General features: G+C 30.5%; 23 protein-coding genes. 13 read left to right on the forward strand and 10 right to left on the reverse strand.

The features are described 5' to 3' along the window. Positions 1-113 precede the first annotated feature (113 nt). The 3 genes from MHN29_RS06715 to MHN29_RS06725 all read right to left on the reverse strand — a co-directional run bounded on the left by MHN29_RS06715 (position 114) and on the right by MHN29_RS06725 (position 3,554). Positions 114-497: a hypothetical protein gene (locus tag MHN29_RS06715; protein ID WP_235273770.1), complete on the reverse strand. Its 384-nt coding sequence runs from the start codon at positions 495-497 to the stop codon at positions 114-116. A 93-nt stretch (positions 498-590) separates the two neighbouring features. Further along, the gene (locus MHN29_RS06720) at positions 591-2,033 is read right to left on the reverse strand and encodes a glyceraldehyde-3-phosphate dehydrogenase (protein ID WP_235273771.1); all 1,443 of its coding nucleotides are present in this window, start codon (positions 2,031-2,033) and stop codon (positions 591-593) included. Positions 2,034-2,168: 135 nt separating this feature from the next. Further along, positions 2,169-3,554 (reverse strand): trypsin-like peptidase domain-containing protein, encoded by a 1,386-nt coding sequence (locus tag MHN29_RS06725; RefSeq protein ID WP_235273772.1) that lies wholly within the window; start codon positions 3,552-3,554, stop codon positions 2,169-2,171. A gap of 133 nt (positions 3,555-3,687) precedes the next feature. Between MHN29_RS06725 and dapF the strand changes: the two genes are divergently transcribed. Genes dapF through mltG form a run of 3 tightly spaced genes read left to right on the forward strand, consistent with a single transcriptional unit; the run spans position 3,688 to position 6,006 of the window. After that, positions 3,688-4,461: a diaminopimelate epimerase gene (gene dapF, locus MHN29_RS06730; RefSeq protein ID WP_235273773.1), complete on the forward strand. Its 774-nt coding sequence runs from the start codon at positions 3,688-3,690 to the stop codon at positions 4,459-4,461. Then, complete coding sequence (locus tag MHN29_RS06735; RefSeq protein ID WP_235273774.1) at positions 4,461-4,985, forward strand: GNAT family N-acetyltransferase; 525 nt, start codon at positions 4,461-4,463, stop codon at positions 4,983-4,985. Before dapF ends, MHN29_RS06735 begins: the two co-directional genes overlap by 1 nt. Then, positions 4,978-6,006: an endolytic transglycosylase MltG gene (gene mltG / locus MHN29_RS06740; protein WP_235273775.1), complete on the forward strand. Its 1,029-nt coding sequence runs from the start codon at positions 4,978-4,980 to the stop codon at positions 6,004-6,006. Before MHN29_RS06735 ends, mltG begins: the two co-directional genes overlap by 8 nt. Before the next feature lie 849 nt (positions 6,007-6,855). On the opposite strand, the gene MHN29_RS06750 is transcribed toward mltG, so the two are convergent. From MHN29_RS06750 to dnaA, 3 genes are read right to left on the reverse strand one after another with little or no spacing between them, the layout of a single operon-like run. Next, a complete protein-coding gene (locus MHN29_RS06750; RefSeq protein ID WP_235273776.1) occupies positions 6,856-7,560 on the reverse strand; it encodes an SAM-dependent methyltransferase in 705 nt (234 codons plus the stop codon). Continuing rightward, a complete protein-coding gene (locus MHN29_RS06755; protein WP_235273777.1) occupies positions 7,560-8,015 on the reverse strand; it encodes a low molecular weight protein-tyrosine-phosphatase in 456 nt (151 codons plus the stop codon). The genes MHN29_RS06750 and MHN29_RS06755 overlap by 1 nt, the downstream gene beginning before the upstream one ends. 9 nt (positions 8,016-8,024) lie before the next feature. Continuing rightward, the gene (gene dnaA / locus MHN29_RS06760) at positions 8,025-9,449 is read right to left on the reverse strand and encodes a chromosomal replication initiator protein DnaA (RefSeq protein ID WP_150898930.1); all 1,425 of its coding nucleotides are present in this window, start codon (positions 9,447-9,449) and stop codon (positions 8,025-8,027) included. A 178-nt stretch (positions 9,450-9,627) separates the two neighbouring features. Here dnaA and MHN29_RS06765 point away from each other — a divergent pair, with 178 nt between their 5' ends. The 6 genes from MHN29_RS06765 to MHN29_RS06790 all read left to right on the forward strand — a co-directional run bounded on the left by MHN29_RS06765 (position 9,628) and on the right by MHN29_RS06790 (position 16,488). Further along, positions 9,628-10,041, forward strand: a complete 414-nt coding sequence (locus MHN29_RS06765; protein ID WP_235273778.1) for a thioesterase family protein — start codon at positions 9,628-9,630, stop codon at positions 10,039-10,041. 10 nt (positions 10,042-10,051) lie between these two features. Beyond that, positions 10,052-10,624: a cob(I)yrinic acid a,c-diamide adenosyltransferase gene (locus MHN29_RS06770; protein ID WP_235273779.1), complete on the forward strand. Its 573-nt coding sequence runs from the start codon at positions 10,052-10,054 to the stop codon at positions 10,622-10,624. Between the two features lie 99 nt (positions 10,625-10,723). Continuing rightward, positions 10,724-10,945: a DUF2795 domain-containing protein gene (locus MHN29_RS06775; protein WP_047789198.1), complete on the forward strand. Its 222-nt coding sequence runs from the start codon at positions 10,724-10,726 to the stop codon at positions 10,943-10,945. 124 nt (positions 10,946-11,069) lie between these two features. Beyond that, positions 11,070-14,420, forward strand: a complete 3,351-nt coding sequence (gene secA, locus MHN29_RS06780) for a preprotein translocase subunit SecA (protein WP_235273780.1) — start codon at positions 11,070-11,072, stop codon at positions 14,418-14,420. 169 nt (positions 14,421-14,589) lie between these two features. After that, positions 14,590-15,462 (forward strand): UDP-2,3-diacylglucosamine diphosphatase, encoded by an 873-nt coding sequence (locus MHN29_RS06785; RefSeq protein WP_235273781.1) that lies wholly within the window; start codon positions 14,590-14,592, stop codon positions 15,460-15,462. A gap of 9 nt (positions 15,463-15,471) precedes the next feature. Continuing rightward, positions 15,472-16,488: a glycosyltransferase family protein gene (locus MHN29_RS06790; protein WP_235273782.1), complete on the forward strand. Its 1,017-nt coding sequence runs from the start codon at positions 15,472-15,474 to the stop codon at positions 16,486-16,488. Here the strand turns inward: MHN29_RS06790 and MHN29_RS06795 are convergent. Next, positions 16,475-17,140, reverse strand: a complete 666-nt coding sequence (locus tag MHN29_RS06795) for a uracil-DNA glycosylase (protein ID WP_235273783.1) — start codon at positions 17,138-17,140, stop codon at positions 16,475-16,477. The genes MHN29_RS06790 and MHN29_RS06795 overlap by 14 nt on opposite strands. Before the next feature lie 37 nt (positions 17,141-17,177). On the opposite strand from MHN29_RS06795, the gene MHN29_RS06800 reads away from it, so the two are divergent. From MHN29_RS06800 to MHN29_RS06810, 3 genes are all read left to right on the forward strand, one after another. After that, positions 17,178-19,385, forward strand: a complete 2,208-nt coding sequence (locus MHN29_RS06800; protein WP_235273784.1) for a DNA mismatch repair protein MutS — start codon at positions 17,178-17,180, stop codon at positions 19,383-19,385. Positions 19,386-19,475: 90 nt separating this feature from the next. Beyond that, positions 19,476-20,405 carry an OmpA family protein gene (locus tag MHN29_RS06805; RefSeq protein ID WP_235273785.1) on the forward strand — a complete coding sequence of 310 codons (930 nt, stop codon included), beginning with the start codon at positions 19,476-19,478 and terminating at the stop codon, positions 20,403-20,405. A gap of 13 nt (positions 20,406-20,418) precedes the next feature. Continuing rightward, positions 20,419-20,895, forward strand: coding sequence for a hypothetical protein (locus MHN29_RS06810; protein WP_217701355.1), 477 nt, complete (start codon positions 20,419-20,421; stop codon positions 20,893-20,895). A gap of 71 nt (positions 20,896-20,966) precedes the next feature. Here the strand turns inward: MHN29_RS06810 and MHN29_RS06815 are convergent, their stop codons facing one another. Further along, positions 20,967-22,751, reverse strand: coding sequence for an acyl-CoA dehydrogenase family protein (locus MHN29_RS06815; RefSeq protein ID WP_235273786.1), 1,785 nt, complete (start codon positions 22,749-22,751; stop codon positions 20,967-20,969). A gap of 90 nt (positions 22,752-22,841) precedes the next feature. Between MHN29_RS06815 and MHN29_RS06820 the strand changes: the two genes are divergently transcribed. After that, a complete protein-coding gene (locus MHN29_RS06820) occupies positions 22,842-23,477 on the forward strand; it encodes a TetR/AcrR family transcriptional regulator (protein WP_235273787.1) in 636 nt (211 codons plus the stop codon). A 55-nt stretch (positions 23,478-23,532) separates the two neighbouring features. Here the strand turns inward: MHN29_RS06820 and MHN29_RS06825 are convergent, their stop codons facing one another. Next, complete coding sequence (locus MHN29_RS06825) at positions 23,533-23,757, reverse strand: hypothetical protein (protein WP_150898941.1); 225 nt, start codon at positions 23,755-23,757, stop codon at positions 23,533-23,535. Continuing rightward, positions 23,744-25,132, reverse strand: a complete 1,389-nt coding sequence (locus MHN29_RS06830; protein ID WP_235273788.1) for an MATE family efflux transporter — start codon at positions 25,130-25,132, stop codon at positions 23,744-23,746. Before MHN29_RS06830 ends, MHN29_RS06825 begins: the two co-directional genes overlap by 14 nt. Positions 25,133-25,221: the final 89 nt, after the last annotated feature.

Consider the following 25,221-nt stretch of genomic DNA (forward strand, 5'->3'; position numbering starts at 1 on the left):
GTTTAGTTGCTAAATTAAGGAAAAGATTTTTAGATTTTAACTCCATAAAAACATCTTATAAACAAAAAAAGCTGAAGTCTAAACTTCAGCTTTTTTTGTTTATAAGATTAATATTACTTACTCAATTTCATTGAATAAGCAATATCACCATCGGTTGCAGAAAATAAAAGTTCTGTTTCGCTTAAAACTTCAATTTTTAAATCTGTTTCTTGGCTTTCTTCTTCTAAAATTACTTTATGCTCTTTATTCAATTTCCAATGACCATTCTTTTCATGGCTACTCATAACCACTTGATAATTTCCATCGGCATGAAAAACCATCCAACTGTCTTTTTGAGAAAATTTTTGAACTTCATTACCAATTTGAACGGTTTCTACAAACCATTTACCTGAAGTTAAAAATTCTTTTTCGTTAATTTCTTTAGAGTTGGTTTCTTGAGAATAAGAAACAGAAGCGAAGCTAAGTAGCAACACAAAAAGTGCGATTACTTTTTTCATTTTTAGGGGTTTTAGGGGATTAATCTACCCAAAAATAAAAAAAAAGCCGAAACAAACAAATGTTTCGGCTTTTATTATTGATTTCTTAATATTCTAATAATATGTATAACGACGAACTTTAGCTATGTGTTTAGCTAAACGCATTACTTGATGAGAATACCCATATTCATTATCATACCATATATATATTACGATTGTATCTCCATCTGCAATTGTAGCTTTACTATCAAAAATTGATGGTGCAGTTGTTCCTACAATATCAGAAGAAACTAATTCATTACTTAATGAATATTGAATTTGCTCTACTAAATCTCCTTCTAATGCATACTGTTTCATAATAGCATTTACTGCTTCAACAGTTGTGTTAGAATTTAACTGTAAATTTAAAATTGCTAACGATCCGTTTGGCACTGGTACACGAATAGCACTTGAAGTTAATTTTCCTTCTAATGCCGGTAAAGCTTTTGCTACTGCTTTCCCCGCTCCAGTTTCTGTAATTACCATATTTAAAGCAGCTGCTCTACCTCTACGGTATTTTTTATGCATATTATCTACTAAGTTCTGATCGTTAGTATATGCATGTATTGTTTCTAAATGCCCTTTCTTAATTCCGAAATTATCTTCTAAAACTTTTAAGATTGGTGTAATTGCATTTGTTGTACAAGATGCTGCTGAGAAAATATCTACATTATCAGGATTGTTTTCTTTATGGTTTACACCATGTACAATATTAGGAATTCCTTTTCCTGGCGCTGTTAACAATACTTTACTTGCTCCATTAGGCACTAAGTGTCTTGCTAAAGCTTTATCGTCTCTAAAAGCACCTGTATTATCAATAATTAAAGCATCGTTAATTCCATAAGCTGTATAGTCGATATCTTCTGGTTTAGCAGCAGAAATCATATACACAGTAGTTCCGTTAATAATTAATGCGTTATTATCAGCATCAACTTGAACAGTTCCTAAGAAATCTCCATGAACAGAATCAATACTTAATAAAGAAGCTCTTTTTTCTAATACCGCTTCGTTAATTTCACCACGAGTAACTACAGCTCTTAATCTTAACTGAGAACCTTTACCCATTTTAGTCATTAACTCACGAGCTAATAAACGTCCAATACGTCCAAAACCATATAATACTACATCTTTTGGCTGAATACTTTCTGCTCCAGTAGCATCACTTAATTGACTTTGTACAAATGAAACTTTGTCAGCACTCTCATCATCTTGTAAATGATACTCATAAGCTAATTTACCAATATCTAATTTTGATGGTGGTAAATCGATTGACTGAATTGCTTTTGCTATTTCTAAAGCATCGCTAATAGAAATTGGTTTTGCTACGAATTCTTTTGCGTAATCAATTAAATTTAAAACTTCACTAGCTCTTTTATCTACTAATGGATTTCTAAATAAAACTAATTCGATAGACTTATCGTACCATAAATCGTTAACGATGTTAATAAACTCAACCGTAGCTCTTCGAACTTGCGCTTGACTTACTACTTCTTTTTCGTAATTTGTTATTGTTGACATAGTTGTGTGTTAACTAAAATTTTTAAATTTTGCTGCAAAAATACTTATTTCAAACGATTTCGTAAACGTTTATAAATAAAAAATCTCGTTAAAATTATTTAACGAGATTTTGTTTATTTTAATAACATATAAAGCTTAATACCTAAATCTTTCTATTTCTCCTGAAGGACTAATCATTTCGATAAGAAATCTTCTATTAGTATTACTATCTAATATTCTAACTGCTTCAGCGGCTGAAGAAATCTTTTTTCCATTAATTTTTGTTAAGATATAGCCTTTTCCTATGCCATATTCTTTAAAGTCTCTATTCTGTGTTCTCTTAATTTTTGCTCCTCCGTCAATATCAAACTTCTTCTTATCTTTAGAGTTTACATCTTCAAACTCAGTTCCTAAATATCTACTTACAGGCAATTTAATTAACTTAGTTAACTTCACAACTTTAGTTAATTCTTCTCCACCTCTATCTACCGTTACATTGACATATTCTCCTGGACGTTTTGCCGTTAATAAACCTTTCAAATCTGAAAATTTCGATATCTTAACATCGTTCACTTTTTTTATTATATCTCCTTCATTAATTCCAGCTTTTTTTGCTCCACCATTTTCAAACACTTCTCCTACAATTACACCTTCAACTTCCTCTGAATTTTCTACATCAGGTCTAAAACCTATCAATGCTTGTTGAACCATTCCATATTCTAACAAATCATCTACTATTTTCTTTGCAATATTAGATGGTACAGCGAAAGAATATCCTATAAAAGAACCAGTTTTAGAAGTTATTGCTGTGTTAATCCCCACCAATTCTCCTCTTGTATTCACTAAGGCTCCTCCACTATTTCCTGGATTTACAGCAGCATCAGTTTGTATAAAAGCTTCCACATTTCTATTACCTTTTAAATCTCTTCCTTTTGCACTTACAATTCCAGCTGTTACTGTTGATGTTAAATTGTATGGGTTTCCAACCGCTAATACCCATTCTCCTATTTTTGCATTATCTGAATTTCCAAATGGTAAATTAGGCAAATCCTCATCTGTTTCTACTTTTAATAAAGCAATATCATTATCTTTATCAGCACCTACTAATTCAGCCTTTAATTTCTTACGGTTATTTAATGTTATTTCAATCTCACTCGCTCCTTCAATTACATGATTGTTTGTTACAATATATCCATCTGGAGAAATTATTACTCCACTTCCTGTTCCTACTTGTTGGTATTTTTTAGTTCCACTTCCATTTCCATAAAACAATTCTGCCCATGGATTTTGTTGCGTTCTAATTGCTGTATTTTTTACGTGTACTACCGCATTTACCGTTTTTTCAGCCGCTTCTGTAAAATCAGTTGGTTTAGACGATGAATTAATTACGGTTGGTGTATAACTCGCTTTTACTGTTTGTAAAGTTGGTTCTACAGTTTTTTCAACTATTACTTGAGGTTTCTCAATGGCTATTTTATATCCTGCAAGTGCAACAACTCCACCAAAAAACGCTATCCCTAAGGTTCTAAATACTTTTTTCATATTCTTACAAAATTTAATATCTCAAATATACTATTTTAACATTTTCGCCAAATCTGTTTAACTTCTTTTTAACTGATTTTAACCGCTATTTAACACTGCCGCTCAACAAAGAAAATATGTATCTTTGCCTCGTATGAAGATGACATTTTACAAATATCAAGGAACAGGAAATGACTTTATTATAGTCGATAATAGAACAAAAACCTTTCCAAAAAATAACGTTGACATTATTACTAAATTATGTGACAGACATTTTGGAATTGGTGCAGATGGTGTGATTCTTTTAGAAAATGATACTACTACAGATTTTAGAATGATTTATTTTAATGCCGATGGTAGTGAAACAATGTGTGGTAATGGTGGAAGATGTGCCGTTGCTTTTGCAAAACAGTTAAACATTATTGATTCTAAAACAACTTTTACTGCTTTTGATGGTAAGCACTATGCTGAAATAAATAATGGACTGGTTTCACTTCATATGATAGATGTTAATGAAGTTATCATAAAAGACACCTATACATTTGCGAACACTGGTACTCAACATCATGTAGAAATAGTAGATGACTTAGATAACTTTCCTGTTTTTGAAAAAGGGAAAGACATTCGTTATAATATATATGGTGAAACTGGTAGTAATGTTAATTTTGTTGAACAACTTACCACCGATACTTTTAGAGTTAGAACCTATGAAAAAGGTGTGGAAGACGAAACCTTAGCTTGTGGTACTGGCGTTACTGCTGTTGCTATTGCTATGCATGCTACTAAAAAAACAACTGAAACCTCAATTAACCTTCCTGTTGAAGGTGGTTTATTAAAAGTTCATTTTGAAGAAAACAATGGTAATTATTCTAATATATTTTTAGAAGGACCAGCTGTTTGTGTATTCAAAGGTGAAATAGAATTATAATGAATACTTTAAAAGGTACACATATAAACTTAAGAGCTCTTGAGCCTGAAGATTTGGAGTTTTTGTTTCAAATTGAAAACAATGAAACTTTTTGGGAAGTGAGTCATACACAAGCACCGTTTTCTAAATACCTTTTAAAACAATATTTAGAAAATGCTCATTTAGATATTTTTGAAGCAAAACAACTACGTTTAGTTATTGAAGATCAAGCTTCACTAAAACCTATGGGAATGATTGATCTTTTTGATTTTAATCCTTTACACAAAAGAGCAGGAATAGGTATCTTGATTCACCCTGACTTTCAAAAAAACGGATTTGCTTCAGAAGCTCTTCAACTTTTAATTAATTATAGTTTTACACATTTGCAACTACATCAATTGTATGCTAATATTACATTTGATAACACTAACAGTATAGCTCTTTTTTCGAAACATAACTTTCAGAAAATTGGTATCAAAAAAGATTGGATTTTAAACAAAGGAATTTATAAAGACGAAATTTTATTTCAATTAATCAATGAATAAAAAAATAATATACGGAGCAATTGCCATCTTATTTGTAGTTGGTGGAATTATTGGTTTTAACTTTTACCAAAAAATATTTGGAAACGCAGTAAAAAAAGATGGAGCCATTTATATTGGTTCCAACTACCACCTAATGGATGTAAAAAAGCTTTTGACCGAATACATTAATAAACCTGAAAACTTTATTTGGGTTGCCGAAAAGAAAAAGTTTACCAAACCTAAAGGCGGTAAATACATTCTTAAAAAAGGAATGAACATGAATGATGTTGTAAACTTATTAAGAAGTGGTAATCAAACTCCTGTAAAAGTTTCTTTCAACAATCAAGATACTTTAGAAAAATTATCTGGAAGAATTGCGCAGCAAATTGAAACCGATTCTATTTCTTTGTTACAGGCTATGACAGATGAAACGTTCTTAGCTAAAAACGGATTCAACAAACAAACTGCTTTAGAAATCTACATTCCAAATAGCTATCAATTTTACTGGAATACTTCGGCAAATAAGTTTCGTGATAAAATGTTCCGTGAATACAAACGTTTCTGGAACCAATCAAGACTAGATAAAGCTAAAAAACTAAACTTAACTAAAAGTGAAGTTATAGCACTTGCTTCAATTGTACAAAAGGAAACAGCTCAAAAAAGTGAGCGTCCTATTGTAGCTGGATTGTACCTTAATCGATTAAAAGATAATTGGCCATTACAAGCCGACCCTACTCTTATATACGCTATAAAGCAATTAAAAGGTCAGGATTTTGTTGTAAAACGTGTATTAAATAAAGACAAAGAAATAAAATCTCCCTACAATACTTATATGCATACAGGACTTCCACCGTCTTTAATTGCAATGCCTGATGTTTCTTCTATAGATGCTGTTTTAAACTATAAAAAACACAATTATTATTACATGTGTGCAAGTACAGAAAAAATTGGTTTTCACGATTTTGCAAAGTCATTAGCACAACACAACAGAAACGCTGCTAAGTATCAAAAATGGATTAGTCAAAGAGGTATAAGACGATAATTTTAACAAAAAATTATTTTCACAAAAAAATCTTAAATTCTAAAGATAAATCAACAAAACAGGTTTTTTCTTATTTTATTCACATAAATAAAACAGAAATATTTTTGTTTTGATAATCCATAAAAACACCTAACGCACTGAAATATAATTAGTTACAAGAAATAGTTGTATATTTGCACCGCTGAACAGAAAGTAACTAATTATCAGATATTTAATATTTGTTTTTATCGGTTTTGTATTATTTGCTAGTTTTACAACACCAGGGGAAAAAAAAGAAAAAGAGATTACTACCACTACTACACCAATAGTCGAATATCGAACTACTGGTGTTAACATACCTTTTTTATTAAAAGATTTTGTTGGTTTTAAAGAAGCATTAGCTTTTAAAGAATCTCAAGGAAGGTACCGAGTTATTAATAAGCTTGGTTACTTAGGTAAGTATCAATTCGGAAAAGAAACCTTAAAAAGGTTTAGAATCTACAACACTAATCAGTTTTTAAAAAATCCAGAATTACAAGAGAAAGCTTTTATAGCTTACTGTAAAGTAAACAAATGGATTCTTAGAAAAGACATTAGAAGAAGTGTCGGAAAAACTATTAATGGTGTAAAAATAACCGAGTCTGGTATTTTAGCCGCAGCACATTTAAGTGGTGCAGGTAATGTTAAAAAGTATTTACGCTCAAATGGAGTGTTTCAATTCAATGATGCATTTGGTACTTCTATACAATCGTATATGAAGAAGTTTGCTGGTTATGATGTTTCAAACATTACAGCAAATAAAAAGCCCACTGTATAAACCAAAATTAATTAATGTTATAAAAAAAGACATCTTTATAAGATGTCTTTTTTTTATTTATGAATTATAAATATCGTAGGTCGTTTGTGTAAATCTGGTTTTATATTTTTCCATTGTTTTGCCGTATGAGTTTTAATATATTCAGATGGTAATGTTATATCACAAGCCACACAAATACGAGTATCTGGCGATAAGGTAGCACGTAAATCGTCTAACATTTTTTCATTTCTATAAGGCGTTTCAATAAAAATTTGAGATTGATTTTTATCCCTAGAAAGCTTCTCTAAATCTTTAATCGCTCTCTTTCTATCTGATTTGTCTATAGGCAAATATCCATTAAAAGCAAAATTTTGTCCATTCATTCCAGACCCCATCATTGCTAATAAAATAGATGAAGGTCCTACCAATGGTACTACTTGCACTCCTTTTTCATGTGCTAATTTTACAATTGTAGCTCCAGGATCAGCAACAGCAGGAACTCCTGCTTCAGACAACAACCCTATAGAAACTCCCTTATCACAAATATCTAAATAATTTTGTGTTTCAAAATCATCAGAATACTTATCTAATAACATTAGTTGTAATGAAGACTGAGCTTTTGTAGGCGTAATTCTTTTTACAAATCTTCTTGCTGATTTTTCATTTTCAACAATAAAATAATCAAGATGTTCAATTATTTTTTTTACTGATAAAGGCATTACCTCTAAAGGCTCCGTATCTCCTAATGTAGTAGGAATTAAGTATAACTTCCCTTTCATTATTTCTCTAATTTTGATGCAACAATACTACATGCTTCATCTAACATTCTATATACATTTTCAAAGCCTTGATCTCCTCCGTAGTATGGATCAGGCACACTCCTATTCTCATTAGGATATAACTCATTCATAATCATTTTTACTTTCTGAACTTCATTATAATCATCAGTCATAGAAACGATGTTATTATAATTACTCTCATCCATAGCGTAGATTAAATCAAAATCTTTAAAGTCTGATTTAACAAACTTTCTCGATCGTTGATTGGTAATATCAATACCATATTTCTTTGCTACTTCAATTGATCTTCTATCAGGTAACTCGCCTACATGATATCCAGCAGTACCAGCAGAATCAACAAAAAATGATTGTGACGATAATTTAGATTGTAAAATACCTTCGGCTAAAGGAGAACGACAAATATTCCCTAAACAAACCATCAGTATTTTTTTCATAAAATCGTATTACAAAGTTAATTTCTTTCTTAAATCTTCTACGTATTTCTTAAACTGTTTATCCGTCTCAGTTAAGTTATCAACTGTTTTACAAGCATGTAATACAGTAGCGTGATCTCTCTTCCCTATTTGACTTCCAATACTAGCTAAAGAAGACTTAGTCATACGCTTTGCAAAATACATTGCTAATTGACGCGCTTGAACTATATGTCTTTTACGTGTTTTGGATTGTAAAGTAGCAACATCCATATCAAAATATTTAGATACTACTTTTTGGATATAATCTATAGAAAGCTCTTTCTTAGTATTCTTTACAAACTTATCTACAATTTGTTTCGCTAACTCAATTGTAAATTCTTTTCTATTAAAAGACGCTTGTGCAATCATAGAAATAATAACACCTTCTAATTCACGAACATTCGATTTAATATTCTTTGCAATATATTCAACTATTTCTTCAGGCATTTCTACTCCATCTCTATATAACTTATTCTGAAGTATAGAAATACGAGTTTCAAAATCTGGAGATTGAAGTTCAGCTGATAACCCCCATTTGAAACGAGATAATAATCGCTGCTCAATATCTTGCATATCAACAGGCGCTTTATCAGAAGTTAAAATTACCTGTTTACCATTTTGATGTAAATGATTGAATATATGGAAAAACACATCCTGTGTCCCTGCTTTTCCTGAAAGGAATTGCACATCATCAATAATTAATACATCAATCATTTGATAGAAATGAATAAAATCATTTCTAGTATTTGATTTTACCGAATCGATAAACTGTTGTGTAAATTTCTCAGAAGAAATATATAAAACTGTTTTATCTGGGTATTTATCTTTTATTTCAACACCAATAGCGTGACCTAAATGCGTTTTACCTAAACCAACTCCACCATATATTAATAATGGATTAAATGAAGTTCCTCCAGGTTTATTAGCAACTGCCATACTGGCAGAACGAGCTAACCTATTAGAATCACCCTCTACAAAATTTGCAAAATTATAGTTTGGATTTAATTGAGATTCTATCTTAACTTTTTGTAATCCAGGAATTATAAAAGGATTCTTTAATTCTCTTTTAGACTCTAACGGCATTGTTACCTTTTGAGGTTTCAATGGGTTACGATTAGAACTTGGAATTTTAACTGTTTGTGGACTATTACTACTGTACGTATTTTCCATACGAACATCATAAATCAGTTTGGCATCATTTCCTAATTCACGAACTAGAGCAACTCTTAATAACTTAATATAATGTTCCTCTAACCATTCATAAAAAAATTTACTTGGCACTTGTACCGTAAGCGCTTCCCCAGCCAATTTTATAGGCTTAATAGGTTCGAACCAAGTTTTGTATGCTTGGGGTTTAATATTATCTTTTATAAAAGATAAACATTCCATCCAAACTGAATCAGCAGTTTTTGTCATTTGAGTTAAAAACTATTTTAAAGTTGTTAAATTTTTATTCAGATCTATTGGGGACTCCAGACTCTCCGTCTGGCTGAACAAAAGTGTGAATAAAATTCAGTATAAAAAAATCAAATTGCTATTGATTTTTAATTATTTTTTCCGTAACGTTATTTATAATTAAAATACAAAAAACATTTTGAAAAAACATAAAACTTCGGTTCGAGTACGATATGCAGAAACCGATCAAATGGGCGTTGTTTACCATGGTAATTATGCGCAATTTTTTGAAATTGGCCGAACCGAGTGGCTACGCTCTTTAGGCGTTACATACAAATATATGGAAAAAACAGGTGTGATGCTTCCAGTAATTTCATTATCTTGTAAATTTAAAAAATCAGCCTTATATGATGATGAATTAACTATTAGTACATTTATCAAAAAAACACCTTCTATCAAAATAGAATTTGACTATGAAATCACGAATCAAAAAGGTGAGTTAATATGTACAGGTAATACTATTTTGGCTTTTATTGATATGAAAACAAAAAAGCCAATTCGTTGTCCAGAATATATTATGGAAAAGTTAAATAAATACGAACACGAATATTAAAAAATAATTAATGAAAATATACACTAAAACAGGCGACAAAGGTTCTACTTCTCTTTTTGGAGGAACTCGAGTTCCTAAACACCATTTAAGAATAGAAAGTTATGGTACCGTAGACGAACTTAATTCTTACATTGGATTAATAAGAGATCAAGATATAGATACATTATCAAAAAGTACACTTAATAAAATCCAAAGTGATTTATTTACTTTAGGAGCTATGTTAGCTACACCTCCAGAAAAAGAAACTTTAAAAAGTGGAAAAGAACGATTAAATATTTATAAAATCTCTAATGATTCTATCCAGTTTTTAGAAAATGAAATTGATTTAATGAATAAAACGTTACCTCAAATGACTCATTTCATTTTACCTGGAGGGCATCAAACTGTGTCATTTTGTCACATAGCACGATGTGTATGTCGTAGAGCCGAGCGCTTATCAGTAGCTCTAAACGAAGAAGAAACCATTAATGACAGTATTTTAATGTATTTAAACAGACTTTCTGACTATCTTTTTGTACTGGCACGAAAGTTGACCCAAGATTTAAAAGCGGAAGAAATTAAATGGATTCCGGAAAAATTTTAACTAAGTTCTTTTTTTATTGATATAACATTTTTTAAAAAAAACTTGACTTTTTACAAAAAAAAATTATTTTTGCGAAAATCTTAATAAACAGATAAAGAAATGTATTGGACACTTGAACTAGCATCATATTTAGCAGATGCACCTTGGCCTGCAACTAAAGACGAATTAATCGATTACGCTATTCGTACAGGAGCACCCTTAGAAGTGGTAGAAAATTTACAGGATATTGAAGATGAAGGTGAGGCATACGATTCTATAATTGAAATTTGGCCAGATTATCCGACTGAAGAAGATTATCTTTGGAACGAAGACGAATACTAAAAATACAACCATAAAAAGTCTCTATTAGAGGCTTTTTTTTTGCTTACTTTTAAGCACATAAATTATAAACATACAGCAGTAGATTAAAAACATATTTAATCTATTATAAAACAATATTTTACAAATGAGCGTTTTAAATTCGATTCTAAAACTATTTGTTGGTGATAAACAACAAAAAGACTTAAAGTCTCTACAACCGATCGTTGAAAAAGTACGATCTTTTGAGAGTTCATTAAACAATTTATCTAATGATGACCTTCGGGCTAAAACAATCGAATTTAAATCTAAAATAAAGGAAGCTACTAAATCATTCAACGATTCTATAGCTACCTTGGAAGAAGAAGCTTTAAATGCAGACATTGATCGTCAAGAAGAAATTTATGCAGAAATTGACAAATTAAAAGACGAAGCTTATGAAGCTTCAGAAGCTGTATTATTAGACATCATGCCTGAAGCTTTTGCGCTTGTAAAAGAAACAGCTAGACGTTTTACTAAAAATGAAGAACTAGAAGTTACTGCAACTGCTTTTGATAGAGAATTATCTGCAACTAGAGAGCACGTAAGTCTAGAAGACGATAAAGCTTACTGGGCTAATTCATGGGATGCAGCTGGTAAAGAAGTTACTTGGGATATGATTCATTATGATGTGCAATTAATCGGTGGTTCTGTTTTACACCAAGGTAAAATTGCAGAAATGATGACTGGGGAAGGAAAAACATTAGTATCTACCCTACCAGTATACTTAAACGCTTTAACGGGTAACGGAGTTCACGTAGTAACTGTAAATGACTACTTAGCCAAACGTGACCGTGCTTGGATGGCTCCTATATTTGAGTTCCATGGATTATCTACAGACTGTATTGATTTCCACCAACCAAATTCTGAAGCTCGTAGAAAAGCATATAACGCAGACATCACTTATGGTACAAATAACGAATTTGGGTTCGATTATTTACGTGATAATATGGCTAGCTCTAAAGAAGATTTAGTTCAAAGAGCTCCTAACTATGCAATTATTGATGAAGTTGACTCTGTTTTAGTTGATGATGCTCGTACTCCTTTAATTATTTCTGGACCAGTTCCTCAAGGAGATCGTCATGAATTTAACGAATTAAAACCTTTAGTTGCCGATTTAGTTTCTCTTCAAAACAAGTATTTAGTTGGTGTATTAGCTGAAGCTAAAGCTTTATTAAAAGAAGGTGATACTAAAGAAGGAGGATTCTTATTATTAAGAGTTTACAGAGGTTTACCAAAAAACAAAGCTTTAATCAAGTTCTTATCTCAAGAAGGAATTAAACAAATCCTTCAAAAGACAGAAAACTTCTACATGCAAGATAACAATAAACTAATGCCAGAAGTAGATGCTGAGTTATGGTTTACTGTTGAAGAAAAAAACAATCAAATTGATTTAACCGATAAAGGTATTGCTCACTTATCAGAAAAAACTCAAAACAATACTTTCTTTGTTTTACCTGATATTAGTGTAAAAGTTGGAGAAATTGACAATAGTGATGTTACTCCAGAAGAAAAAGCAAACCAAAAAGAAGAATTATACAGAGATTTTAGTGTAAAGAGTGAGCGTATTCATACTATGAATCAACTTTTAAAAGCATATACTGTTTTTGAAAAAGATGTTGAATATGTAGTTATGGATAACAAGGTAATGATTGTAGATGAGCAAACAGGTCGTATTATGGACGGTCGTCGTTACTCAGATGGATTACACCAAGCAATTGAAGCAAAAGAAAATGTAAAAATTGAAGATGCTACTCAAACTTTTGCTACTGTTACACTACAAAACTATTTCAGAATGTACCGTAAGTTATCTGGAATGACAGGTACAGCAATTACGGAAGCTGGTGAGTTCTGGGAAATCTATAAATTAGATGTAGTTGAAATCCCTACTAATAAACCAATTGCTCGTGATGATAAACAAGATTTAGTTTACAAAACAACGAGAGAAAAATACAATGCTGTAATTGAAGATGTTGTTGGATTATCTAAACAAGGACGTCCAGTTTTAATTGGAACAACATCAGTAGAAATTTCAGAATTATTAGGTAGAATGTTACAAATGCGTAAGATTCCTCACAATATATTAAATGCAAAATTACACAAACGTGAAGCAGATGTAGTTGCTGAAGCTGGTAAACCAGGAGTTGTAACAATTGCAACTAACATGGCTGGTCGTGGTACAGATATTAAATTATCAGACGAAGTAAAAGCAGCTGGAGGTTTAGCTATTATTGGTACAGAACGCCATGATTCTCGTCGTGTTGACCGTCAGTTACGTGGTCGTGCAGGACGTCAAGGAGACGTTGGTTCTTCTCAATTCTATGTTGCCTTAGACGATAACTTAATGCGTTTATTTGGTTCTGATAGAATTGCTAAAATGATGGATAGAATGGGATTAAAAGAAGGTGAAGTAATTCAACATTCTATGATCACCAAATCTATTGAAAGAGCACAAAAGAAAGTAGAAGAAAATAACTTTGGTATTCGTAAACGTTTATTAGAATATGATGATATTATGAATGCTCAACGTGAATTTGTTTATAAACGTCGTCGTCATGCATTAGATGGACAACGCTTACAGATTGATATTGCAAACATGATTTATGATACTTGCGATTCAATTGTAAAACAAAACAAAATGAATAGCGATTATCAAAACTTTGAGTTTGAATTAATTCGTTTTTCATCAATGACTTCTCCTTTCTCTGAAGAAGAGTTTAATAAATTATCAGAACAAGAATTAACAGATAAGTTATACGTTATTGTTTCTGATCATTATAAAAATGATACTGAAAGACACGCACACAATGCTTTCCCTGTAATTAAAAATGTTTTTGAAACTGAAGGTGATCGTTACGAACGTATTGTAGTTCCTTTTACGGATGGTACTAAAACATTACAAGTAGTTACTAACTTAAAAGAAGCATACGAGTCTGAAGGAAAATCATTAGTAAACGATTTTGAAAAGAACATTACTTTATCAATTATAGATGAAAACTGGAAAGATCATTTACGTAAAATGGACGAGTTAAAACAAACTGTTCAAAATGCTACGTATGAGCAAAAAGACCCATTATTAGTTTATAAGTTTGAAGCTTTTGAGTTATTCCAAGAAACTATAGATAAAGTAAATAAAGAAGTATTATCTTTCTTATTCAAAGGTCAATTACCAAGTCAAGATGCATCACAAGTATCTGAAGCTCGTGAACAAAAACGTGAGCAATTAGATACTCGTAAAGATGAAGTTCAAAACTCAACTCAACAAGCAATGAGTAGAGCTAGAAATCAGCAAACTCAAGAGCAACAAGTTGTAGAAACTATTGTTCGTGAGCAACCAAAAATCGGTAGAAACGAAAGAGTTACTATCAAAAATGTAATGACTGGTGAAGAGAAAGAAGTAAAGTATAAACAAGCACTTCCTTTACTAGAACAAGGAACTTGGGTATTACATAACAGATAATATTTTTAGAACACACTATAAAAAAGCTCGGACATTCCGAGCTTTTTACTTTTACATAACTTTCTCATTACAGATTAATTACTTTCTAATTACCAACACTTTACAATTAGTTTAACATTCAAAAACATTTGAAAAGTACATTTGTTTAAACGCAATAGTACATTTCAGAATGAAGAAAAATAAAAAACGTAAACTAGATGTTGTTGTTATTTCCGATGTTCATTTAGGTACTTATGGTTGTAGAGCTACCGAACTTCATAATTATTTAAAAACAATCACCCCTAAGATTCTAATCTTAAATGGAGACATCATAGACATTTGGCAATTTAAAAAGCGTTATTTTCCTAAACCACACATGAAGATTATAAAACAATTAATGTCTTTTATAACTTCAGGTACTAAAGTTTACTACATTACAGGAAACCACGATGAAATGCTTCGAAAGTTTAAAGGTTTTAGACTTGGAAGCTTTGAAATAGTTAATAAAGTAGTTTTAGATCTTGACGGCAAAAAAGGATGGTTTTTCCATGGAGATGTTTTTGATGTAACAATGCAGCACTCAAAATGGTTAGCAAAATTAGGTAGCATTGGTTACGATACCTTAATCATTATAAATACTGCTGTTAATTGGTTTAGCAAACAATTAGGATACGGCAGGTTGTCTTTTTCAAAAAAAATAAAAAACAGTGTTAAAAGCGCTGTAAAATTCATAAATAATTTTGAAGAAACAGCTTCAGACATAGCCATTTCTAAAGGATATGATTATGTTATTTGTGGACATATTCACCACCCAGAAATTAAACACATTGAAAACGAAAATGGCTACACAACATATTTAAACTCTGGCGACTGGATAGAAAATTTATCTGCTTTAGAATATCATAATAAATCCTGGTCATTATATGAATATGAAAAAGATGAGCTTGTACAAAACCAACATATGAATCTACAAGTAAACGACGCTGAATTTATTGCTTCTGAAAGTAGCAACAGTATGTTGTTTGAAGAACTTTTAAAAGAATTCAACATTGAAAAACACTAAGAGGTAATTATGAAAATTTTATACGCTTTTCAAGGAACAGGTAACGGACATGCTAGTAGAGCAATAGAAATAATTCCATATTTACAACAAAAAGCAGATGTAGATATCCTAATTAGTGGCTACCAATGTGAACTTCAACTTCCTTTTGAAGTAAAATATAAATACTACGGATTGAGTTTTATATTCGGAAAAAAAGGTGGTATTGATTTCTGGAACACTTTAAAAAAAGCTAAGTTTAAAAGCCTATATTCAGAAATTAAATCTGTCCCTTTAGATAACTATGATTTAGTAATCAATGATTTTGAACCTGTTACAGCTTGGGCTGCAATATTTAAAAACATTCCAATCATATCCTTAAGTCATCAAAATGCAGTATTAGACAAAAACGCACCTAAATATGGAACATATAGATTTGAACGATTAATTTTAAAATACTATGCTCCGGCTAAAGTAAAATTTGGTTTTCATTTTAGCACATACTCGTCAGCTACCTTCCCTCCTATAATTCGAAAAAAAATAAGATATAGCAACGTAACTAAGAAAGGTCATTATACAGTTTATCTTCCAGCATATGGAGATAAAAAAATTATAAAAGTATTATCTCAAATAGAAGACGTTAAATGGGAAGTGTTTTCTAAACACACTAAAAAACACATTTTTAAAAATAATATTATTATAAAACCCATTAACGGAAACGACTTTATAAAAAGCATTAGCTCTTCTAAAGGAGTTATTTGTGGCGCGGGTTTTGAAACTCCAGCAGAGGCTTTATTTTTAAGAAAAAAGCTACTTGTTATCCCAATGAAAAACCAATACGAACAACAATGTAATGCCTTAGCATTAAAACAAATTGGAGTACCTGTATTGAAAAAATTCAATAAAAAACAATTACCAAAAATATCTAAATGGGTAAATTCTAAAAAAATTGTAGAAGTAAATTATCCAGATGTTACAGAAGATATTCTTGAAGCCTTAATTTTACCTTATTACAATCAAACAATTTTACCACAAATTACCATTGTATAGTAACTAAATTTAAATCTTTTAAAATGTCATTCGTTTTAGAAAAATGTTTATTTCCAAACCAATAACCTCTATTTGCACTTAAAGGGGAAGGATGTCCTGATGTTAACACATGATGTTTTTTAGTATCAATTAACTTCACCTTCTTTTTAGCAAAACCTCCCCAAAGTAAAAAAACCACATCTTTTTTCTCGTCAGAAACTTTTCTAATTACTGCATCTGTAAACTCTTCCCATCCTTGTTTTTGATGACTTCCAGCTTCTGATTCTCTTACTGTCAAAGTAGCATTCAACAATAAAACACCTTGCTTTGCCCAACGAGATAAATCACCTGATTTAGGATAAGGAATTCTTAAGTCAGTTTCAATTTCTTTAAATATATTAATTAATGATGGTGGATGCTGAATTTGATCATGTACCGAAAAACACAAACCATTTGCTTGTCCTTTTCCATGATAAGGATCTTGTCCTAAGATAACAACTTTCAAATCATCCAATGAACAAGCATCAAATGCAGCAAAAACTTCTGAACCTTTAGGATAACATACTCTTGTACTGTATTCGTTCTTAACAAACGATGTTAAGTTTTTGAAATAATCTTTTTCAAATTCAGACTGTAAAATATTTTTCCAACTATCTGCTATTTTTACTTGCATTCTTTCCTATTTTTGCTTTGGTTTCAAATATACTATTTTGGCTAAAAATATTTCAGAAAAGACACTTCAAGATTTAGAATTTACAACAGTTTTAGAACAAGTTGCGGAATACAGTATTTCAAATTTAGGTAAGGAAAAAACCTTACAAATACAGCCTATTTCAAATAAAAGAAAATTATTTTTCGAACTAAACCTTGTAAATGAATATCTTTCTTCTTTTGAAAATGAAAATAGGGTTCCAAATCATTATTTTGAAGATATTACTGAAGAAACCAAACGTTTAGCTATAGAAAACAGTTTTTTAGAAACAGAAGCTTTTTTAAAAGTAGCAACAGTTTCTGATACTGTAAACGAACAAAAAAAGTTTCTAAAAAAATTTGAAACCTACTACCCTACTCTTTTTACTTTAAGTGAAAATATTGAGTTTACTACTTTTGTTTCCGACAGTATCAAAAAAATAATTACTTCTTATGGTGAAGTCGCAGATAACGCCTCACCTGTTTTAAAACAAATAAGAAAAGATATTAATAGTGTTCGTGGAAAAATTTCAGAAAGTTTTTCTAGAGCGCTAAGTAGAAACTTGACCAGTGGTTATTTAGACGATATTAAAGAAACAATTATTGACAACCAACGTGTTTTAGCGGTTACTGCTATGCATCGTAGAAAAGTTAAAGGAAGTTTACTAGGTTCATCTAAATCAGGAAGCATCGTTTATATTGCTCCACAAGCCACTTTAGCTTATAGTAGAGAGCTACAAAATTTAGTATACGAAGAGAAACAAGAAATTGTAAAAATATTAAGAGCTTTAGCAGACGAAATTCGTCCTTATACTTCTTTACTAAACGAGTATGTAGACTTTCTAACTCATTTAGATGTGGTGGCTTCTAAAGCTAAATATGCACATAGTATTAATGGTTTACTTCCAAAAATTACGAAAGAGAAAAAAGTATTTTTAAAAGATGCTTTTCACCCTGTTTTATGGAAGAAAAATAATGAACAAAACATTAAAACTATTTCACAAACCATTAGGCTAGACGAAAAACAACAAATAATTGTTATTTCTGGTCCGAATGCTGGTGGAAAAAGTATCACATTAAAAACAATTGGACTTCTTCAACTTATGTTACAAAGTGGATTATTAATCCCTGTACATGAACGAAGTGAAACAACTCTTTTTAATACTATATTAACTGATATTGGTGATAATCAATCTATAGAAAACCAATTAAGTACATATAGCTATCGATTAAAAAACATGCGTTATTTTTTAAAAAAATGTAACGACAACACTTTATTTTTAATTGATGAATTTGGTACTGGATCTGATCCTGAGTTAGGTGGTGCTTTGGCTGAAATTTTCTTAGAAGAATTTTATGAGAATAAAGCTTTTGGTATTATCACCACTCACTATGCTAATTTGAAGGTATTAGCCAACGAATTAGACAATGTTACTAATGCTAACATGCAATTTGACGAACGTACTTTAGAACCGCTTTACAAACTGTTTATAGGACAAGCTGGTAGTTCTTTTACTTTTGAAGTTGCTCAAAAAAATGGAATTCCTTTTAGTTTAATTAATCGAGCAAAAAAGCGTGTTGAAACTGAGAAAGTTCGTTTAGATAAAACCATTTCAAAACTTCAAAAAGAACGTAATCGTTTACAAAAAACTTCAGATAGCTTAGTAAAACAAAAAACAAAAGGAAAAGAACATATTGAAAGCCTACAAGAAAAAGAACAAAAGTTACAAGATAAACTTTCTGGTTTTCAAGAATTATATGATAACAACCAACGAATGCTTTCTCTTGGAAGAAAGATTAACGAACTTTTAAATAAGTACTTCCAAACCAACAACAAAAAAGAACTTTCTGCTAACTTTTTTAAATGGGTAATGGCTGAAAAAACAAAGCACATAAAGAAAAATCCTCCTAAAAAGAAAACAAAACAAGAAAAGAAAAAGGATTTAGAGCTTGTTAAAAAGCAAAAAGAAATTATTACTAAAGTAGAGAAAGAAGTTTTACAAAAGGTTGTAAAAGTTAGAGAAGAAAAGAAAAAAATAGCTGAAAAAGTTGCTAAAGAAAAAGCAGCTTATGTTTTTAAAGTGAATGACAGAGTACGTTTGACAGACGGAAATTCGGTAGGAACAATTGATAAAATTGAAAAGAAAAATGTTTTTATCAATTACGGTTTATTTACTACAAAAGCTAAAATTGAACAGTTAGAATTAGTAGAAAAAGCTAAGAAATAACTTTCTCTTTTACATAGAAATACCTCTTATTTCATTTGTTAAAAAGTTTTTTATACATTTATAGGGTTAATTAACTATCCCCTTAAAACTATGAGAAACTTTTTAAAAGCTTTTCTCTTATTTCTGTGTTGGGCTACAACAGCCTTATTAATACATAATCATACTTTAAATGATAATGTAGAAGAAAATGTTGCGAATAACGTAAAAATAGAGAAAAAACCTCTTGTTACTAATAAAACCACAACTTCCCAGAATAAAGAGAAAGACACAACTCAAATTCATCAAGAAAAGCAGAAAGAACCTCTAAAAAAGGTAATTTCGACACTTCCTTTCAATGATAAGTTTATCACTAGCTCTCATAATATTCGAGTTCTTTTTCCTAAAAAATTTTACTACTTCAAAGATTCAATCTTTAATTTCTTAAATAACAATCCTCTAAAAGAAATTACAATTAAAGCAACTTATTTAAAAAACGAATTACTTAACAATAATTCTAATTTTGGAAACGAGAGAGCCTTATATTTAAAGAAGAAACTTGTTCAGTATGGAGTTAATCCAAAAAGAATTAATATTGAAAGTATCGTTGACGAATATGAATATGACCCAGAAGGTTTTTATGCAGAAGGAATTACTATCGCTTTTAACACTATGCCTAGCAACAAAATAGCAAACATAGAAAAAGAGATAACCAACAAGACACTATACTCTTATTTTGGTAATAATTCTTTTAAGCCAGACAGAACCTTATATTCTTACACAAAAGAGGTAAAAAACTACTTACTTAAACACCCAAATAAAAAAATCACAATTATTGGTCACACCGACAATTTTGGTGAAGAAGAAGCTAATAATTGGATTGGCTTAGAACGTGCCAAAAACGTTTCTGATTACTTTGTTAAACAAGGTATCGATAAAACAATAATCAATTCTACTTCTAAAGGAGAAACTGCTCCTATTGCTGATAATAGCACTAGAGAAGGCAGAGCTAAAAACAGAAGAATTGAAATTTTAATCAACTAACTCCCCGTTAAAAATGACTTTATTTATCACTAATCAAACAATGCATCTTTTAGAACTATTCTTTTGGATGCTTGGTGCCTTTTTAATAGGCTACATATTTTCTTGGTTTTACTATAAAAACAAATATGAATCAGAACTAACAGAAAGTACTCAAACCATTTCAGAGTTAAGAGACGAAATGCAATCTACCATAAGAGCAAAGAAAACGGTTGAACGTGGTGGTATAGAAATAAAACAACCTAAACAGCTTAACTTAAAAGCTATTGGCGAAGCTTCAGAAGACGAAAAAGACGATTTAACACAAATTAAAGGTGTGGGTACCTTTATTGAAACCAAACTTAACAGTATTGGAATTTACACCTACAAACAAATCACTAATTTAACTTTGGAAGATATAGAAACTGTTACCGATTTGATTCAGTTTTTCCCTGGTAGGATTGTTAGAGATGACTGGAAAGGTCAAGCCAAAAATCTTTTAAATAAATCATAAAAAAATAAAATCTCGAGACCAAAAGGCCTCGAGATTTTCAACTATAACTAACAACAAAATTCTTTTATAGTTTAATTCAAACTATAAACCCCTTTTGTGTCTTGTACAAATAAACAAACGGTTCTTCGTTCATTTTTTATATTGTAATGTGGTAAGTGATCATACTTTTTGAAAGCTGAATTAATAATTTCAGCATCTTTTTCATTATCAAAACTTGCCACAAGATTTTTAATTGAATTTTCTACTGAATTAAACGAATCAAAACCTACTATTTTTAAGATAGCATAATGAATTGAAGCATCTAGTTTACCTATCTTTTGTAACTTCTTTATTCTTAGCAACACACTCTCTAAAGCATATACATTAATAAGTAAATCGGCTATATGCATTGATATTTCTTGCTCTTCAGCTAACTCAGCCATGAATGTTTGCATGCATACTCCTGATGTAATTACTGTTAAATCTTTTAAGTTCTGAACTACTTGCTCATATTGTTCAATTACATCAGCAGAAAATGATTCGATAGGGTTTGATAAACCAGAAGTTATTTGAGTGTAAGGAGAAAAGAAGTCTAACTCCCCTTTCATTCCTTTTTTCAAAAACTCTTTTATAATTACTAAACGATTTATCTCATTTGTTCCTTCAAAAATCCTACTTATACGAGCGCTTCTATATAAATGTTCAACTGGAGACTCAGCAGAAAATCCCATTCCTCCATAAATCTGAACACTTTCATCTACAATAGTATCTTGTACTTCTGATCCATAAACTTTAGCTATAGCACATTCAATACTATATTCTTTTAAAGCTTCTATTTTAGCATTAGAAAAAACCATTCCATTTCCAACTAATTCATCAGTAAGCATATCAATATCATTAGCTACTCGATATACAATTGCTTCGTTTACGAAAATATTCGTTGTTATTTTAGATATTTTTTCTCTAATAGCACCAAACTCTATTATCGATTTTTTAAACTGTTCTCTTTGTAAAGCATACTCTACAGAATGTAATAATGCTTTCTTACCAATACCAATACATGAAGCTCCTAATTTAATTCTCCCTGTATTTAATGTGTTTAAAGCTATTTTTAAACCTTTATTTCTTTCTCCTAAAAGATGAGTAGCTGGAACCACTGTTTTTTCCAAAAACACCTGTCTTGTACTCCATCCAGATAACCCCATTTTCTTTTCTTCTGGGCCTAAACTGATACCTCCAAAATCCTTATCAACAACAAAAGTTGAAAGATTTTTATCATCTTCAATCTTAGCAAACACTATAAAAATATCAGCAATACCAGCATTAGAAATCCATGCTTTTTGACCACTAATCACATAATCTCCATTTTCATTAATCGTAGCCAAGGTTTTTCCTGAGTTGGCATCACTTCCTGCATTTGGTTCAGTTAAAGCAAAAGCAGAAATCAACTCCCCTTGCATCATTTTGGCTACATACTTTTCTTTTAAAAATTCAGAACCATACAATAAAACTGGAGCTATACCTATACTTGTTTGAACACCAATAGCACCTGCAAAAGAATGTCCTTTACTAAAAGCTTCTACAAAATGTAAGACTTCTTTTAACGAAACATTAATTCCTCCATACTCTTCCGACACTTCTAATCCTAAAAAACCTAACTCACCACATTTTTTAAGTAACTCTGGAGTTTCTTCAATCCCAGAAACAGTTTCTAACTCTTCTTTACGAGTTTCTATTTCTGTTTTTAAAAATTGTTTTGCTGATTCTTGAATCATTTCTGATTCTTGACTTTTTATTTCAGGAATATAAAAAGTATCTAAATTTTCATTCTGAAATAAAAAAGCTCCTCCTTTTTTAGTGTCGACTGCTGTGTTCATTTATAATATTTTTCAGTAATTAGGCAAAAATGCCTAGACAAATATATAAATATATTTCAAAAAATAGGCTTAAATGCCTAAATTTGAAAAATGAATACAAAACAACGCATCCTAGAAACCGCTCTAACTCTTTTTAATAAAGAAGGTTACTCTAATATATCAAGCAAAAAAATTAGTGAAGAGATTGGTATGAGTTATGGTAATTTATGCTATCACTTTCCTAAAAAAGATGATATTGTTATGCGATTACATCAAAACTTACTTGATGAAATGGATGAATCTATCCAAAATCTTGAAGGTGAAATTTTTGAATTTGATTTTATGCTGAAAAGCTTAAAGCAGTTAATGGATTTGACTTTAAAATACCGTTTCTTTCTTCTAAATAGTTATGATATTACTACTAAATATCCGAGAATTAAGGAAAAAACTATAGAGAGAGCCAAAGTATATCATAATGTGATTTATCGAATTTCTAAGTTTTTAATGGAAAATGGCTATATGACTCCTTCAAACGATGAAAAACTTTTAAAAAAGAAAATACATGGTTTATTAATTATATTTAATTCATGGACTGTTGATTTGGCTGTATTTTATGACAAACCTTCATCTGCAAGCAAGAGCTCTAAGTATTATATTCAGTTATTATTTGCTATGATAGATTCTTCGCTTACCAAAAAAGGAAGAGATTCATTTTCTTATGTTTATGGAACAATTGTAAACAAATAACCCATTGAATATTTTCAATGGGCATTTTTTTATTAAACTTAATTCTTATTTAAATTTATTCATATTTTTTCATTTCTTCATCATAAAACTCTCCAGCCTTATCCATTAAACTAGCTAGTTCTGTTGTAATATCATCTTCTCTTTCTCCTGTTAAATCTTCAAACCACTCAATTTCATCATCTTTTAAATTAATCAAAAAACGAGGAAATTCAGTATGCAACACAAAAATATCATCAGGATGATTGCTATTATCTGCTAATAAAAATTTAGGTAAGTTCATTATGTTTTGTTTTAATCAATTTTAAAGTTAGTTTGTTAAATCGTATAAATAATAAGATTGAAGCTGTGGTAAGTCCAGCAAGTAAACCTAACCAAATACCAAAACTTCCATATTTTTCTTCTGAACCAAAAAAGTAGCTTACTGGAAACCCAACTACCCAATACGAAATAAAGGTTATTATTGTTGGTATTTTTACATCTTGTAGACCACGTAAAGCTCCTAAAACCATTACTTGGATACTATCTGATATTTGAAAAATAGCTGCTGCAATTAATAAATTCGCGGCTATTTTCATTACTTCCATATTATCGGCATAATTGGTAGCATCATTTAAATCTACATATAAATTCGGTAAACTTTTATGAAATACAAAAAAGATTGTTGCAAAACCAACTGCTAAAATAATCCCTAATAAAAATATTGAGAAAGCAATTCTTCTCAGCGCTTTATAATCCTGTAATCCTTTTTGATTTCCTACTCTAATCATTGAAGCTACACTTAATCCCATAGCCACCATAAAAGTCATAGAAGATAAATTTAAGGCAATCTGATTAGCAGCTTGAGGGTTCTTTCCCAATAAACCACTTAACCAAATAGCTGCAGTAAATATGGCTACTTCAAAAAACATTTGCATGGCGCTAGGTGCTCCTAGATTGATAATCTTTTTAATCATTAGTTTATCTAACACAAATAATTTAATGTTTGTTACCAATCGCTTAGAACGTTCTTTTTTTGTTAACAACCACCATAAATAGAACACCATTACAAATCGTGATAATAAAGTTCCGTAAGCAGCTCCGATTATACCTAACTCGGGAAATCCAAACTTTCCAAAAATTAATAGGTAATTAAACATCACATTTAAAACATTCGCTACAATAGTTGCATACATTGGATATCTTGTCATAGACATTCCATCGCTAAATTGCTTAAACGCCTGAAAAGCAATCATAGGTATTAATGAAAATGCTACTAAATCTAGATATGGAATTGCTAATTCAACAACTTCTACTGGTTGTTTCATTAAATACATTAGAGGTTTCGAAAAGAAAACCATTAAAAACATTAATATTCCAATAGTAGTACACAAAAATAATCCATGTTTAAAAGTAGACTTTGCTTGTGTAAAATTATTAGAAGAATCTGCTTCAGCAATTAAAGGTGTAATAGCAGTAGAAAAACCAATTCCTAAAGACATTGCTATAAACATAAAACTGTTTCCTAAAGAAACAGCTGCTAACTCAGCTGTTCCCAACTGTCCTACCATAATATTATCAACAAAACTTACAAAAGTATGTCCCAACATTCCTAGCATTACTGGCGCAGCTAATTTCCAATTGTACTTAAATTCAGATGTATATTGTTGTAAATTCAAAACTTATATTATTTCGAGAGGCGAAGATAACTTTTTAATAGTCTACTACCTTTATCTTCTTAATTTTTTAATAAATTTAATTACCTTTG

It is taken from the genome of Tenacibaculum sp. Cn5-46, assembly GCF_022347705.1.
GTDB lineage: Bacteria > Bacteroidota > Bacteroidia > Flavobacteriales > Flavobacteriaceae > Polaribacter > Polaribacter aiptasiae.